Origin of the sequence: Chryseobacterium sp. KCF3-3, from assembly GCF_045865955.1 — a bacterium.
GTDB lineage: Bacteria > Bacteroidota > Bacteroidia > Flavobacteriales > Weeksellaceae > Chryseobacterium.
On sequence record NZ_AP035792.1, the window covers coordinates 4,239,030 to 4,253,684 of the forward strand.

The following is a 14,655-nucleotide window of genomic DNA, read 5'->3' on the forward strand; positions in this document are numbered from 1 at the left end:
AACAGAAAAAAATCATGAGAAAACTAATTGTAAGTTGTTTTGTAGTAGGCATTGCCATCAATATCAATGCTCAGAATTATTGGAAAAAAAATGCAGGAAAAACAGCTAAAGTGGTCCTTACCAACTCAAAAGCAAATGAGAAGATGGTGGATAAAGGAGCCGTTACATTTGAACAGTTCGGGCAGCCTAAAGAAACGGATGCCTGTATTTTTGTAGCTCCCCATTTTAAATATCAGAAACTGATAGGAATAGGAGGTGCTATTACAGACGCCTCCGCAGAAACTTTTTATAAAATGCCAAAGAATAAGCAGAAAGAAATTCTGGATGCTTATTTCGGAAAAAACGGATTGGGATACACAGTAGTTCGTACCAATATGAATTCCTGTGACTTTTCCAGTGATTCTTATACCTATGTAGAGGATAATGATACTTCGTTAAAGACCTTTAATGTGGCTCACGATGAAAAGTATAAAATCCCAATGATTAAAGAAGCTCAGAAAGCCATTGGTAATAATTTTACCTTTTATTTCTCTCCATGGAGCCCACCAGCATGGATGAAATCAAATAAAAGCTTGTATAAAGGCGGAAGATTGGAAAATCAGTACTACCAGACGTGGGCAGATTATTATATCAAATTCATCAAAGAATATGAAAAGAGAGGAATTAATATCTGGGGATTAACGGTGCAGAACGAACCCATGGCTACCCAAAGCTGGGAATCATGTATTTATACTGCCGAAGAAGAAGGAGAGTTCCTGAAAAAGAACCTTGGACCAACCCTTTGGAAAAACGGATATAAAGATAAAAAAGTAATGATCTGGGATCATAACAGAGACTTGATCTATCAGAGAGCAACGACTACTTTAAGTGATCCTGAAACCTCAAAATATGCCCATGGTATCGGTTATCACTGGTATGAAACATGGAATAACAAAACCCAACTTTTTGACAATTTAGCAGAAACACACAGAGCTTTTCCTGATAAATTCCTGGCTTTTACCGAGGGATGTAAAGAACAGTTCAATATGGATAAAATCTATGATGTAAGCCTGGGAGAACTGTACAGCAAAAATATGCTGAACGACTTCAACAAAGGAAATGCATTATGGACTGACTGGAATATTCTATTGGATGAAACCGGAGGACCTAATCATAAAGGAAATTTCTGCTTTGCCCCAATTATTGCTGACACCAAAACAGGAGAGGTATTCTATACCTATGAATACTATTATATAGGACATGTTTCAAAATATATCAAGCCGAATGCCCAGAGAATTGGAAGTTCTTCCAACAGAGCTGCCCTTACATCTTCTGCTTTTATGAATGAAAACGGACAGCTGGTAACCGTTATCATGAACGATTCGGACAATGATATTGAAACCAATCTATGGATAGAAGGAATGGCTGCTAAGCTGAATGCTCCTGCACACTCTATACAGACCGTAATTTTATAATTTCATATTAATTTAATATTATTTTTGACTGATCCGGCGGCCTCTTCGAGGCCGCCGGATTTACTTTACCAAAATTAAAATAAAGGAGATTCACCGTGATTACAACAACAGCAAGAGACTGTCCAAAAAGTTTTGGCAGCCTCTTGTTTGTTATAAAGAAATAGAATTTAGGAGATTTTGAGGGTCATATAAATGTCTTGAATGAACCTTAGATCTGACACTTTATATATAAAACCATTCTTGTTCGATAAAATTTAAATAGAATTAACAGGTCGCTCCTCCGGAGCTCTAATTTTAAAACAAATACGTTCTATTAACAGTCAGCTCCCATTGGAGCTAAATTTGATCCCATCGGGATCTACTGTTAGTAGAAAAATGAAATCCCCATAAAATAAAGCTCCGGAGGAGCGACCTGTTAATTCATAGCTTAAATATTAATATTTTCAATGTATTTATACTTTTTATCGGACAGTAATGGGGCGCATAAAAAAGACTGTCCTTTTTGGACAGCCTCTTTAATTTATTTTAAAAGGAACTTTTTCAGTTCACGCCTTTTTTGACTAAAATTATTCAGCGTCATATTTACTGATTACTTTCTGAGTAACCCCTGAGCTGCTGAAACCTCCATCATGGAAAAGATTCTGCATGGTTACTTTTTTAGTAAGATCAGAGAATAAAGTTACACAGTAATCTGCACATTCAAGAGCTGTAGCGTTTCCTAGTGGAGACATATCTTCAGCATATCCAAGGAATCCTCCGAAACCTTTCACACCGCTACCGGCAGTAGTCATTGTTGGAGACTGAGAAACTGTATTTACACGTACTTTTCTTTCTCCCCAATAGTTTCCGAAAGTTCTTGCGATACTTTCCAGATACGCTTTGTTATCAGACATATCATTGTAGTCCGGGAATGTTCTCTGAGCTGCAATATAAGTAAGGGCCAAAATACTTCCCCATTCGTTCATACAGTCTTTTTCCCAAGCTACACGCATTACTTTATGGAAAGAAACAGCGGAAATATCCCAGCCTTTTTCCAACCAGTCGTAATTCATTTCTGTATAGTGTTTTCCTTTTCTTACGTTGATAGACATTCCGATAGAGTGAAGGATAAAGTCGATTTTTCCAAATTTTGCAACAGCGGCATCAAAAAGTTTTTCAAGATCTTCTATAGAAGTAGCATCAGCACCTATTACTTCAGAACCTGTTTTTTCTGCTAAACCATTAAGTTCTCCCATTCTCAAAGCAATAGGAGCGTTAGATAAAATGAATTCAGCACCTTCCTCATGGCATCTTTCAGCAACTTTCCATGCGATAGATTGTTCATTAAGGGCTCCAAAAATAATTCCCTTTTTGCCTTTAAGTAAACCGTATGACATAATTTTTTAATGTTTATTATAATACAAATGTAACAATAATTGTGCTTATGGCATAATAAAAAATGGAGCCTTATCAATTTAAGACTCCATTTTATTGAAAATATTTATATGACTGAAATACTAATTGGTTTTCTTATTCCATTCTGCCTTTACATCCTCTGCCGCATCTTTGGTTTTTTCCCATGCTTCATCCGCTTTATCCTTAATATCTTCCCAGGCATCGGATACATTAGCTTTTACCCTGTCTAGCCAGTCTTCCTGGCTGGCTTCCTGATCATTACTCCTCTTTTCATTGATATAATCTTTAGCCTTGTCTGCCAATTCATTGATTTTCCATTTGGCTTTGTCCGTTGCATTCTGTAAAGAATTTTCTACATTGTTTACTGCATTTTCCGCTTTGTTGTACTCTGAATTGTTCATAATAGTATAAATTTTAGTTTGGTATCAGTAATTAAACAATAACCATTCCTAAAACTGAACCTCTCTGTTAAACTTTTCATAATATTTTGTTATATTTTCCTAAATCGGTAGTAACTTTAAGTGATAAAAATTGATTATTATGGAAAAAATACGTTGTGGCTGGTGCGAAAAAGATGACCTCTACAGGAAGTATCATGATGAAGAGTGGGGAAGACCTGTGTATGATGATGAAACAATATTTGAGTTCCTGATTCTGGAAAGTTTTCAGGCTGGCTTGAGCTGGTATACCATTTTATCTAAGAGGGAAAATTTCAGAAGAGCTTTTGATGATTTTGATTATAAGAAAGTAGCTGCTTATTCAGATAAAAAGATTGAAGAGCTCATGAACAACCCCGGAATTATCAGAAACAGACTTAAAATTCTGTCAGCTGTCACCAATGCCCAGAAATTTATAGAAGTTCAAAAGGAGTTTGGAAGTTTTTCCAACTATATCTGGGATTTTATTGGTGGAAAACCAATAGACAACAGTCCCGAAACATTATCCGACGTTCCTGCCACAACAGAGATTTCTGATCTTATTTCCAAAGAACTTAAAAAAAGAGGTTTCAAATTCGTTGGTTCTACTGTTATTTATGCCCATATGCAGGCTACCGGAATGGTCAATGATCACTTAAAAAATTGTTTTCTCAGAAAATAGCTGTTGCTTTTTATTCAATATTTAGTGAAGTTTATTATTAATTTTATAATTTAAAAAATTAAACGCAAAATAGGAGATATTTGAAAAGTCTAATGAATGCTACATTAGTTAATTGATTGATATTAAACATTTTTCATTGTTTTGTGATTAAGTTTTATTTTAATCACTATAACGTGTTTTTAATTATTAAGTTTTTAATATAATTGTGATTTTATTAAAAATTTGTATATTTGCACCTGCAAAAAATGCAAGGAATGCAAAAAGACTATAAACCGCAGTTCACACTTCTCTTATTTTTAATAAGTATTTTTACATATGCACAAGTTGGGATTGGATTACCGAATCCGGATTCATCAGCAATGCTTCACATTAAAGCCAATAATAAAGGAGTACTCCTTCCAAGTATTGCGCTTACCACTACAACAGACAATATTACCATCCCTTCTCCGGCAGAAGGTCTTATCATATGGAATAACGGAAACTCTACCCTGAAAGAAATTGGTTTTTATTACTGGTTTGAATCAAAATGGAATAAAATTTTAGCAAACGGCGGTAATACCACTAAAACAGAGGATGGAACCAACTGGAACCTTACAGGTACAAATGTCGGGAATTATGGAGGCTCTAATACAACGCTTGCTTTAGGAACAAAAACCTATGATGATCTCATCTTTAAAGTAAATGCTTTAACAGCCGGAAGACTGGGAGTTGATAATTCTGTAAGCCTCGGGATAGGTTCAAATGCAGGTCAGAATGGTATTGCTTTGGGAAGTGCTAGTTCGGCATTTATGGGAATTGCTATTGGGAGTGCAACAGCAGTTTCTGGCAATGAAGCGTTAGCAGTAGGAAATAAAACGACAGCAGCAGGGTTCAGATCTACAGCAATAGGCTTTCATGCGCAGACCGGCAGTAATGAATCTGTTGCAGTAGGAAATAACTCCTCAGCAGATGGATTTCAGTCCATCGCATTAGGATACAATGCAAAAACGAATACCAATAGTGAAACAGCTTTGGGATATAATGCGGTAACAAATAGCCAGAATTCTACTGCTCTAGGTTCGGAAGCCAATGCATTAGGACAATTTTCAACTGCTGTAGGATATGGAGCTGCTACTTCACAGGTCAATGCTATTGTTCTGGGAAATAGCAATGCAAATGTAGGTATTGGTACCGGAACTCCGAATGTCTCTGCAAAACTGGATGTAAGCGGACAGTTTAAATTAGGAGAAAAGGGCAGTGTCCAGAAAAGTCAGATCAGTTTTGAAGCATGGCCTGGAATTTCGATCAATAATTTGCCTCCGGGAAAATCTACAACCATCGATATTTCTGTTCCGGCAGAATATCAGCCTGGTTCTACAAGAGCTGTAGTCGTAGTTTCTCCGGCAGGAGATTTTTCAGGAAATTCCTCATTTTCCATCTCGAATCCAAGGTTGACTTCTGCTTCCAGTATTACAATTAATCTCACTAATATTTCGGGAACAGCTAACAGTTTGTACTCCGGACACTTTTATGTGATGATCAATGAGTTTTAAATAATAGATTTTTTATTATAGTTGATATGGTGTGAAGGACTTCCGGAGTGGAAGTCCTTTTTTTATTGACCGTCAATTTCAATTAAGTTTTCGGGACTGAAGTTCTTTTCGGGCATTTTGCCAGCTTTTTCTAATAATAAGATATAAAGGGAAAAAAGCCAGAGGAAGCGGAGTAATACCATTGAACCCTTTCTTAATGGTAACATAGATGCAGGCGCCTACCAGCATTCCCATAATAATACAAAAGGAAATATGAGCAGCAGAACGTTTTTTTTCTTCTTTTGTAAGTTCCTCAGTGGAGAGTTCTGAAAGTTTATTGTTTTCTGTTTGAGGTGAATTTTTCATGTTCAATCAATGGTTAGTTTTTGCTAAAATAATAAAATAATCACAGCCTGAAACAAAGATGTTTCCTTTTATTTAATTGAATAAAAAATATTTTAAACAAAAATATTGTGCACAAAGTAAATAAATTATCTTTGTGTCTTAAAAGAAAACAATGATCCCTTTATCAGAACATTTATGTTTTAAAACGTATGCGGTTTCACGGTATATTACAGGGTTGTATAAGCCCTATCTTGATAAAATTTCACTGACCTATCCCCAATATCTGGTAATGACTGTTTTATGGGAACATGGCGGAATGAATATCGGAAAGATTGGTGAATATCTTCATCTTGACAACGGAACACTTACCCCATTATTGAAACGTATGGAGAAAAACGGACTGATTATCAGAACCCGTAGCTCAGAAGATGAAAGAGTAGTACTGATCAACCTTACAGGGCAGGGAGTAAAGCTTAAAGAAAAAGCAAAAGATATTCCTAAAGCCGTTCAGAGCTGTATGCATTTGAGTGATGAAGTAAAAACTCAACTGATGGCTTCTTTAGACGAAATATTATCAATTCAAACTGTGTCCAAATGATGAAGAAAATAGGAATTATAGGCTATGGCTGGCTGGGAGAAAGACTCGCATCTTCCTTATCCGGAAAATATGTGCTGGCAACCACGACCACAACAGAAAGCAAAGTAAATCAACTGAATAATAAAGGAATTCATGCTGTAATGGCTTCTTTCCCGGACTATCAGCTGGCAGAACCTCTTTCCCAATGGGAAGAAGTTAAAAACATGGATGTTTTGATTATCACAATTCCTGTTTCTGAAAAAAGCTGTTGTGTAAGTTCTTTATACAATAGAATTCAGAATTTGTCAACTTTTATAGGAGACTTTAAAGGACAGATGTTCCTGATGAGTTCTACAGGAGTTTATCCTGATCTGCCCCAGGATTTTACAGAAGAAGACATTCCTTTGGAAAAAATATCAGGCGAAAGAATGTTGAGAAATAAGTATCCCCAACTTAATATTTTAAGACTTGGCGGGCTGATGGGAGACAACAGACTTTTGAAAAACTATAATGTGAGCAACCTTGATCACGCTGTAAATCATATTCATTATGCTGATATCAGTAGGATTATTTCGGAAATGATTGAAAAGGAAACCCAATCAAAGCTATATAATGTTACAGCTCCGATTCATCCGGCAAAAAGCCAGGTAATTAATGCCCAGAAAAATATTGAAGATGATGAAGTATTTGAGGGGAAAGGAAAAAAGGTTCTGTCTTCAAAGTTGGTTTCAGAACTGGATTATGTATTTCAATATCCGGATCCGAGGATGTTTCATTTATAATTAATTGGATTGGGTCTTCCATCCATTTATACATACTCAATTCTTATGATACCCTTTGTCATAGAAATCGGAATGACAGAGTAAGTAATAAGCTTTATTCGTCATGAAATGAACAGGATTCTACAATACAAATTCAATAGGAACGGGCTTTAGCCCGTTTTCAAAATAAATCAGATTCCATTGGCTTTAGCCAAAACCTAATAAAAAACCTCCGGAAACTGTTTCCGGAGGTTTTATCTTTATTATCAATAAAATAATTATTTAATAATTCTTTCCAATACCCATTCAATAAGGTTTTTCTCAGAAGCATGGTGGTCCGCAGAGAATTCTCCACGTCTTCTGTTGGCAATAACGTTATTAACGGTAATAGCTTTGTGTCCTAATAATTTTGAAAGAGCATAGATCGCAGAAGTTTCCATCTCAAAATTGGTAATGCCAAGATCATTCAACGTTTCTAAGAATTGATCATCTACTGCTTTTAAACGAAGCTGTCTTCCCTGTGGAGCATAGAATCCCGGGAATGTTGCCGTATTTCCGTGGTATTTGGCATCTTTGTAGTATTCTCCCATTTCTTCTGCCCAGTCTGAGAAATAAAGCATCGGCTTGATTCTTTCGTAAGGGAATTTTTCCAGGAAACTCTTAGAAAATTCATTTTCGAAGTTGTAATCCTGATAGAAGTGCATCAATCCGTCTAAACCTACTACATTCTGCGTTACCAGCATATTGTCTACCTGTACATCAGGGTTTACGCTACCACAAGTTCCCATACGGAAAAGCTCAAGCGCTTTGTGCTCAGTCTTGAATTCTTTGTTTTGAAGATCAATGTTTACCAAAGCATCCAACTCGTTCATCACAATATCGATGTTTTCAGTTCCGATTCCGGTAGACATTACGGTAATTCTTTCTCCACGAAGCGTTCCTGTATGGGTATAGAATTCTCTTTTATTTTTTTTGATTTCTACAGTATCAAAGTATTTTGAAACTTTTGCCACTCTGTCAGGATCACCTACAAGGATGATTTTGTCAGCAATATCTTCAGGTAAAAGATTCAGGTGGTATACACTTCCGTCTTCATTCAGAACAAGTTCTGAGGCAGCAAGTTTGTTTAGCATAATATGTATATTTTTTGTTTTTTTAATTAATCATAATAGCTTCTTTATAAGGAGATGCCATAACCTCGTAGATGTCATTGTATTCTTCTACAATCCTTTTCTGACCATTCATTACCTCATATACAGTAATGACCGTCTTTTCAATGTTTTTAGGATCTTTCCTCTGTGAAGTGATTTCGTAGAAGTGATCATCTTTTTTAAGAATAGAAATCAGTTCTTCCTTTGTTGAATTGTTGGAAGTCATCATTCCCGGAAATTCTGTGACAATATCTTTCAGGTCCGTATAATTTTTATAGGGTTTTGTGACACCGTTTGAATACACATAAACATTAGGAATATCTTTATCCTTTTCAAGGCGGATCAGGTAATAATCGGAACCTTTTTTCTCAGCATATACGGCCATTTCCTGTGGCTTTCCGGACTGTTTTTCCGGTTGCTTTTTTTTCTGGGAAAATGCCGTCATAGAAAGGAAACTTGCTGCAACAGCAAACCATAGTTTTGTTTTCATAATATTATTTTAGTTTTTGATGTGTTGAATTCAATTTAAAAAAATCCTCGCCCAATAATCTCCCGCCATTATTTTTACCGGTATTTCGAAGAACCGTTTCCTTTAGAATAATGAATTTGATTTCGGGGTTTAAAATTAGTGAAAAATATGTTATCAGAAATATAAACATTATTTAATCTGTTATTAAAACTGAGATAACATCAGTTTAATAGTTTTGCCGCTAAAAATTCATGAGATCTTATCCACTGCTTGTAATCGTCCTTCTGATAGGATTTGCAGTAATGTCTTTTAATCCTGTTTATAAAGGAAAAGAAAGCGAAAATACATTTGTCAATAAAGGGTTGTCCGACTTTAAAACCAAGCTTGAACAGCTGAAATCAGATGTTGATAAGTTCTCTGAAGACCGTATTTCCCTGGAAGAGCTGCAAAAATCACTAAGTAGTACAAGAAATTCATTCAAAGAAGTTGAATTCTATATCGCTTATCATTATCCTGAATTTACCAAAACTCACCTTAACGCAGCACCTTTGTTTCACATCGAAGCGGCTGGGACATCATCATACACACTTCCTCCTGAAGGATTGCAGGTGCTTGATGAACTTATATTTTCAGATGATGCAGAAAATGAGAAAGAAAAGATTAAGACTATCACTACCTTTTTATACAACAGCTATTCAGGGTTTTATTTAAGTGCTTTAAAAAATGGGTTGAGCAAAGGAAACAACAAAACATTGCCCTTGCGTATAGAGCTGATCAGAATCTATTCACTTGGGGTTTCTGGTTTTGATACGCCGGGTTCTCTGAATATTTCTGAGGAAACAAGTCATGCTCTTGCAGGAATACAGAAATACATCAATGATGATCCCTATTTTAAAAATTATAATATTCAGAAAGCCAACCAGACTTTAACGGAAGCAATCAGCTACCTTTCCAAAAATACAGATTTTGAAACTTTTGACAGAATCGGGTTTTATAAAAAATATGTACAGCCTTTGTATGAAGAGTTCGGGAAATGGGATGGAAGACCAGATGACCTTAAAGAATTCTCAGGCTGGAATGTGGGAAACAAAAATTTTTTCAGTAGCGATTTTTTAGACCCTTATTTTTATACCTTATTAAAATCATCAGAAGATAATCCGGAACTCCGAAACCTTGGGAAATCCATTTTCTACGATCAGAACTTAAGTGGTAACGGGAAAATGAGCTGTGCGACTTGCCATCTTCAGGAAAATGCTTTTACAGACCTGAAACCAAAATCACAAAGTAATGTGGAAGGGAAAACAGTTTTGAGAAATTCACCATCTTTATATAATGCCGTTTTTGCCAAAAGATTTTTCTATGATCTTCGTGCTTTTTATCTGGAACAGCAGGCAGAACACGTCATTTATAATGAACAGGAATTCAATACAAGCTACGAAAATATTATTCAGAAACTAAAAACAAAACCTGAATATAAAAAGGCTTTCCGTGCAGCTTTTAAGGATGGAAAGATCAGTAAAGAAAATTTTTCAAAAGCATTAAGCTCTTATGTGGCTTCATTATATTCATTTGACAGCGATTTTGACCGTTTTATGAGAAATGAAAAGAATGTTTCCGATGATGTGAAAAAAGGGTTCAACCTCTTTATGGGAAAAGCCAATTGTGCAACCTGTCATTTTGCACCCACCTTTTCCGGATTGGTACCACCATTTTTTAATGAAAATGAATCTGAAGTCCTTGGAATAACTACCAGACCGATCAAACAGCTTCCTGTAGAGCTTGATCAGGACCTGGGAAGAGGAAACAGCCCTGTGAAAAAGGAAAAATCATGGATTTATGATTATTCGTTCAAAACAGTGACCGTTAGAAATATTGCCCTTACCAAACCTTATTTCCATAACGGAGCTTTTAATACCTTAGAAGAAGTTCTTGATTTTTATAACGAAGGTGGAGGAGAAGGATTAGGTTTAAAAATGAAAAACCAAACCCTTGCTCCTGATAAATTAAACCTTAGCGAAACAGAAATGAAACAAATCATTGCCTTCCTGAATGCTCTTACGGATGTGAGTAAAGCGAAATAGGCGGGGTGCGGGATTCGAGATTCGGGGTTTTGAAATGCGGTTCGGGGTACGAGGTTCGGATTATAATGTGTTATAATTGAAGATACGCAAGAAAACACATCAGCTGCTCAGCTTATTTCATCCCTGAATTTCTGTATTTGCACCCACATCCCGAAATCCCGCACCTCGCATCTCGAATCCCGCACCCCGTAATCCGCATCATTTAACAAAAAATTAATCCCCTTAACATTAGGTTTTTGATAAGTTAATATTGGACGATTTAGATTTAAAATCCTATTAACAGAGAAAAAGCTCTAAAAAAATAGTTTTGCAAGGTCTAATAAATCAAATAAAAAATGAAGAAAAAACTACTAACAGTGGGAGCTTTGGCTATACTGGCCAGTTCTGGTCTTCAGGCGCAGACTTTGATATTCAATAAGAATGCGTCATGGAGCTACAAAGATAACAACCAGGCTCAACCAGCCGGATGGAATGCTCAGACGTATGACATTTCAACATGGGCAGTTGGAAACGGCCCGTTAGGATATGGAGATCCTGTAACAACGACCATCAACTCAGGACTTACAACCGCTTATTTTGCTAAAGATTTTACAGTAGATCTTTCAACACTTTCTGATACTATGGAACTTGGAGTGATGAGAGACGATGGTATTATTGTATACCTTAACGGAGAAGAAGTTGTAAGAGACAATATGCCTGCAGGTGCTGTTACATTCAATACTTTCTCAAGTACTACTATTGACGGTGCAGCAGAGAGTGTTTATAACATTTTCTCTATTCCAAAATCCAAGTTTGTAAACGGTGTTAACAGATTTTCTATTGAATTACACAACAGAAGTACAACCAGTTCAGATTTAAGAATTGATGCTTATCTGAAAACAACCACCAATACAACTATCCCTGTAGCTTGTAACGGAACCCATATCAGCTGTTTTACTTCTATTGTTCCTACAGCTCAAACCAATAAATTAATTATCCCGACTGAACACAAATACCAGCTGATTTTAAAAGAAGGAGACAACTATACTGAAGGCGGAGGATTGGTAGGTGGTCAGAATGACTTTACCGCTTATGTTCCAAAAACAGGAAGCAGTACAAACGGATATCTTTCTGTAAACCATGAGACGAATCCTGGAGGAGTTACCATGGCAGAAGTTAACTATAACGCTACTTCAAAGCTTTGGCAGCTGACAAAATCAAGAGCCGTAAGTTTCTCAGATCCAAGTTTGGTGCAAACGATCAGAAACTGTTCAGGAGGAATTACGCCCTGGGGAACTGTGGTGACAGCTGAAGAATCTGTTACTTCCAATGATGTGAATAATGATGGGTACAAAGATTACGGTTGGTTGGTAGAAATTGATCCTGCTACAGCACAGGTAATTTCTAAGAATACTGACGGTACCAAAGGAAAACTTTGGCAGATGGGAATCATGAACCATGAAAATGTAGTGATCAATAATGCAGGAACTACAGCTTATTATGGTGAAGACGGTGGAACTCACTTGGTGTACAAATATGTAATGGATACTCCTAATGATCTCTCTTCAGGAAACCTTTACGTGTTGAAACTGGATCAGGGATTAACTGCTGCGGGAGATCCGGCAGGAACAACAGCCACATGGATTCAGGTTCCGAACAAAACTAAAGTTGATCAGAATAATACCAATACCAATGCCCTGTCATTAGGTGGAACAAAATTCAATGGAGTAGAAGATGTGGATATCAGTCCGCTGGATGGTAAAATCTATTTTACGGCAAAAGGATTAGACAGAGTATACCGTTTACAGGATAACGGAACTACGGCTTCTCAGGTAGAAACATTTGTAGGAGGAGGTTCTTCTGTATATTCTTTCAACACTGCTCAGGGAATGAAATCTGAAGCGTGGGGAGATGGAAATGACAACCTTACTTTCGACGAACTTGGAAACCTTTGGGTACTTCAGGATGGTGGTAAAAACTATATCTGGGTCATTGCTCCTGATCACACGCAGGCTAATCCTAAAGTAAGATTATTTGCTTCTATGCCGGCTGGTTCAGAACCTACAGGATTGACGTTTACCCCTGATCACAAATTTGGTTTCTTCTCTATTCAGCATCCGGATTCAACGATTTCTACAGATGTAGATGCTACAGGAAATACGATTGATTACAGAGGAAAATCAGCAACGATTGTCATTGCACTTAAAAATAATCTTGGAACTGAAGGGACTTTAGGAACTATTGATTCCAAAACTGCAGAAAATACAGTAACGGTAGCACCAAACCCAACTTCAGGAATTGTGAAAATCAATTCTGTAAAAGGATTGAAAGATATTTCTGTAACAGCTTACAGCATGGATGGGAAAATCGTTTACACGAAGAAATTCAACGGAACCAATAAAGTATTGGACCTTGATTTCACACAACAGTTGGAAGGATCACGAGTTTTAGTTTTAAATATTGAAGCTGAAGGTGGATTCCAGAAAACAGTTAAACTTTTAAAGAAATAAATTATTTATAATTCTTGTCTGTCGGCAGCTTTGGTTGCTGGCAGACCTTTTATTTGTATGAAAAAGCTTTTCTTATTGATTTCCATAGTCTCTCTTTCTCAGATCAAAGCACAGATTGATCCGGTGAAGTATCCTACTTTTACCAATATCGAAGAGGCATTAAAGAGTGAAAAAACAGTTTACAGTATGAGTTTCAGAGAGAAAGGTCTTTTTAATCTTCCTCCTCAGATCGTAAAGCTGAATTCATTATTCTTTTTGAATATTATGGCCAATAAGCTTGAGAAAATGGATCAGGAACTCTTTGCCTTAAAAGAACTGGAAATATTAAATGTGAATGAAAATAGCATTAAATATATTCCGGATGAGGTAAGCAATCTGAAGAAACTGACTACTTTTTCAATGAATCTGAATAGCCTGACAAGCATTAATCCTAATCTTGCAAAACTTCAGAACCTAAAAGTTGTACATTTTGATGCCAATAATCTGAATACTTTTCCCGAGGCTCTTATGGAAATTCCAACGCTGGAAGAAATAAACCTTCAGGGAAACCAGATCAGCTTTATTGCAGACAAACTGGATCAAATCAAAAACCTGAAATTCCTGAATCTTTCAGATAATCAGATCAATGATCTTGAGAATTTGTCTTTTCCCGAAAATTTAAAATATCTTGAACTGCAGCAGAATGCTATTATCAGACTTCCGGAAAATCTTTTCAGAGCAAAGAATCTGGAATTTTTGAATATAAGTGGAAATAATATCACAGAGTTATCTCCCAAAGTAAAAGGACTGAAAAATATCGTCAGCATGAATCTGGCCAACAATAATCTGAAAAATATTCCTGTAGAAATCAAACAGCTTAAAAATCTGAAAACATTGATTCTTACAGGAAATCCTATAGAAAAATCTACTATTGAAAACTTAAAAACCTTACTACCGGAGACCCAGATCTATTTCTAGAACTATCCGCCAACACGTTTGGTTTTATAGCCCATTTCTTTAAGGATATTCATGATTTTATCACGGTTATCGCCTTGAATGATAATCGTTCCATCCTTCTCAGAACCGCCTATACCCAAGGTGGTTTTTATTTTCTTTGAGATTTTTTTCAGGTCTTCTTCACTGCCTTCCCAGCCTTCAACAATCGTTACAGGCTTACCGTTTCTCCCTTTTTTCTCAAATTTGCATACCAAAGGCTCTTTCTGCTTGAATTGCTCTTCAGGCATCTCAAAATCCTGCTCTTCATGATCAGGAAAAAGATTCTTCAATTGATCTCGTAAATCCATACTGCAAAATTAAAAAGATTTACTGATTAATGAAGGGTAAT

At 36.3% G+C, this 14,655-nt stretch carries 14 protein-coding genes; 8 read left to right on the forward strand and 6 right to left on the reverse strand.

Annotation, left to right across the window (positions count from 1 at the left end; genetic code table 11):
• Positions 1–14: 14 nt before the first annotated feature.
• A complete protein-coding gene (locus ACKTTZ_RS18855) occupies positions 15–1,454 on the forward strand; it encodes a glycoside hydrolase family 30 beta sandwich domain-containing protein (RefSeq protein ID WP_114821905.1) in 1,440 nt (479 codons plus the stop codon).
• A gap of 566 nt (positions 1,455–2,020) precedes the next feature.
• Here ACKTTZ_RS18855 and ACKTTZ_RS18860 read toward each other — a convergent pair.
• Positions 2,021–2,830, reverse strand: a complete 810-nt coding sequence (locus ACKTTZ_RS18860) for an enoyl-ACP reductase (RefSeq protein WP_034697597.1) — start codon at positions 2,828–2,830, stop codon at positions 2,021–2,023.
• Between the two features lie 120 nt (positions 2,831–2,950).
• A complete protein-coding gene (locus tag ACKTTZ_RS18865; protein WP_407846332.1) occupies positions 2,951–3,250 on the reverse strand; it encodes a hypothetical protein in 300 nt (99 codons plus the stop codon).
• 139 nt (positions 3,251–3,389) lie between these two features.
• Here ACKTTZ_RS18865 and ACKTTZ_RS18870 point away from each other — a divergent pair, with 139 nt between their 5' ends.
• Positions 3,390–3,947, forward strand: coding sequence for a DNA-3-methyladenine glycosylase I (locus ACKTTZ_RS18870; protein ID WP_034697595.1), 558 nt, complete (start codon positions 3,390–3,392; stop codon positions 3,945–3,947).
• A gap of 254 nt (positions 3,948–4,201) precedes the next feature.
• Positions 4,202–5,479 carry a hypothetical protein gene (locus tag ACKTTZ_RS18875; RefSeq protein WP_407846333.1) on the forward strand — a complete coding sequence of 426 codons (1,278 nt, stop codon included), beginning with the start codon at positions 4,202–4,204 and terminating at the stop codon, positions 5,477–5,479.
• A 78-nt stretch (positions 5,480–5,557) separates the two neighbouring features.
• Here the strand turns inward: ACKTTZ_RS18875 and ACKTTZ_RS18880 are convergent, their stop codons facing one another.
• Positions 5,558–5,824 (reverse strand): hypothetical protein, encoded by a 267-nt coding sequence (locus ACKTTZ_RS18880; RefSeq protein ID WP_253317711.1) that lies wholly within the window; start codon positions 5,822–5,824, stop codon positions 5,558–5,560.
• A 151-nt stretch (positions 5,825–5,975) separates the two neighbouring features.
• On the opposite strand from ACKTTZ_RS18880, the gene ACKTTZ_RS18885 reads away from it, so the two are divergent.
• A complete protein-coding gene (locus ACKTTZ_RS18885; RefSeq protein ID WP_407846334.1) occupies positions 5,976–6,401 on the forward strand; it encodes a MarR family winged helix-turn-helix transcriptional regulator in 426 nt (141 codons plus the stop codon).
• Positions 6,398–7,162, forward strand: a complete 765-nt coding sequence (locus ACKTTZ_RS18890; RefSeq protein ID WP_407846335.1) for a hypothetical protein — start codon at positions 6,398–6,400, stop codon at positions 7,160–7,162. Before ACKTTZ_RS18885 ends, ACKTTZ_RS18890 begins: the two co-directional genes overlap by 4 nt.
• Before the next feature lie 257 nt (positions 7,163–7,419).
• Here the strand turns inward: ACKTTZ_RS18890 and ACKTTZ_RS18895 are convergent, their stop codons facing one another.
• The gene (locus ACKTTZ_RS18895) at positions 7,420–8,274 is read right to left on the reverse strand and encodes a nucleoside phosphorylase (protein ID WP_034696753.1); all 855 of its coding nucleotides are present in this window, start codon (positions 8,272–8,274) and stop codon (positions 7,420–7,422) included.
• A gap of 22 nt (positions 8,275–8,296) precedes the next feature.
• Complete coding sequence (locus ACKTTZ_RS18900) at positions 8,297–8,782, reverse strand: hypothetical protein (protein ID WP_407846336.1); 486 nt, start codon at positions 8,780–8,782, stop codon at positions 8,297–8,299.
• 230 nt (positions 8,783–9,012) lie between these two features.
• Here ACKTTZ_RS18900 and ACKTTZ_RS18905 point away from each other — a divergent pair, with 230 nt between their 5' ends.
• The 3 genes from ACKTTZ_RS18905 (at position 9,013) to ACKTTZ_RS18915 (ending at position 14,288) form a co-directional block, all read left to right on the forward strand.
• Positions 9,013–10,842, forward strand: a complete 1,830-nt coding sequence (locus ACKTTZ_RS18905; protein ID WP_407846337.1) for a cytochrome-c peroxidase — start codon at positions 9,013–9,015, stop codon at positions 10,840–10,842.
• A 335-nt stretch (positions 10,843–11,177) separates the two neighbouring features.
• Entirely contained in the window at positions 11,178–13,331 is a 2,154-nt protein-coding gene (locus ACKTTZ_RS18910; RefSeq protein ID WP_407846338.1) for an alkaline phosphatase PhoX, read from the forward strand.
• Between the two features lie 57 nt (positions 13,332–13,388).
• Complete coding sequence (locus ACKTTZ_RS18915) at positions 13,389–14,288, forward strand: leucine-rich repeat domain-containing protein (protein ID WP_407846339.1); 900 nt, start codon at positions 13,389–13,391, stop codon at positions 14,286–14,288.
• 2 nt (positions 14,289–14,290) lie between these two features.
• Here ACKTTZ_RS18915 and ACKTTZ_RS18920 read toward each other — a convergent pair whose 3' ends face one another.
• Positions 14,291–14,614 (reverse strand): translation initiation factor, encoded by a 324-nt coding sequence (locus ACKTTZ_RS18920; RefSeq protein WP_034696743.1) that lies wholly within the window; start codon positions 14,612–14,614, stop codon positions 14,291–14,293.
• Positions 14,615–14,655: the final 41 nt, after the last annotated feature.

Coding starts and splice junctions, on each gene's coding strand:
- ACKTTZ_RS18855 (WP_114821905.1), top strand. CDS start 15: ATGAGAAAACTAATTGTAAGTTGTTTTGTAGTAGGCATTGCCATCAAT.
- ACKTTZ_RS18860 (WP_034697597.1), bottom strand. CDS start 2,830: ATGTCATACGGTTTACTTAAAGGCAAAAAGGGAATTATTTTTGGAGCC.
- ACKTTZ_RS18865 (WP_407846332.1), bottom strand. CDS start 3,250: ATGAACAATTCAGAGTACAACAAAGCGGAAAATGCAGTAAACAATGTA.
- ACKTTZ_RS18870 (WP_034697595.1), top strand. CDS start 3,390: ATGGAAAAAATACGTTGTGGCTGGTGCGAAAAAGATGACCTCTACAGG.
- ACKTTZ_RS18875 (WP_407846333.1), top strand. CDS start 4,202: ATGCAAAAAGACTATAAACCGCAGTTCACACTTCTCTTATTTTTAATA.
- ACKTTZ_RS18880 (WP_253317711.1), bottom strand. CDS start 5,824: ATGAAAAATTCACCTCAAACAGAAAACAATAAACTTTCAGAACTCTCC.
- ACKTTZ_RS18885 (WP_407846334.1), top strand. CDS start 5,976: ATGATCCCTTTATCAGAACATTTATGTTTTAAAACGTATGCGGTTTCA.
- ACKTTZ_RS18890 (WP_407846335.1), top strand. CDS start 6,398: ATGATGAAGAAAATAGGAATTATAGGCTATGGCTGGCTGGGAGAAAGA.
- ACKTTZ_RS18895 (WP_034696753.1), bottom strand. CDS start 8,274: ATGCTAAACAAACTTGCTGCCTCAGAACTTGTTCTGAATGAAGACGGA.
- ACKTTZ_RS18900 (WP_407846336.1), bottom strand. CDS start 8,782: ATGAAAACAAAACTATGGTTTGCTGTTGCAGCAAGTTTCCTTTCTATG.
- ACKTTZ_RS18905 (WP_407846337.1), top strand. CDS start 9,013: ATGAGATCTTATCCACTGCTTGTAATCGTCCTTCTGATAGGATTTGCA.
- ACKTTZ_RS18910 (WP_407846338.1), top strand. CDS start 11,178: ATGAAGAAAAAACTACTAACAGTGGGAGCTTTGGCTATACTGGCCAGT.
- ACKTTZ_RS18915 (WP_407846339.1), top strand. CDS start 13,389: ATGAAAAAGCTTTTCTTATTGATTTCCATAGTCTCTCTTTCTCAGATC.
- ACKTTZ_RS18920 (WP_034696743.1), bottom strand. CDS start 14,614: ATGGATTTACGAGATCAATTGAAGAATCTTTTTCCTGATCATGAAGAG.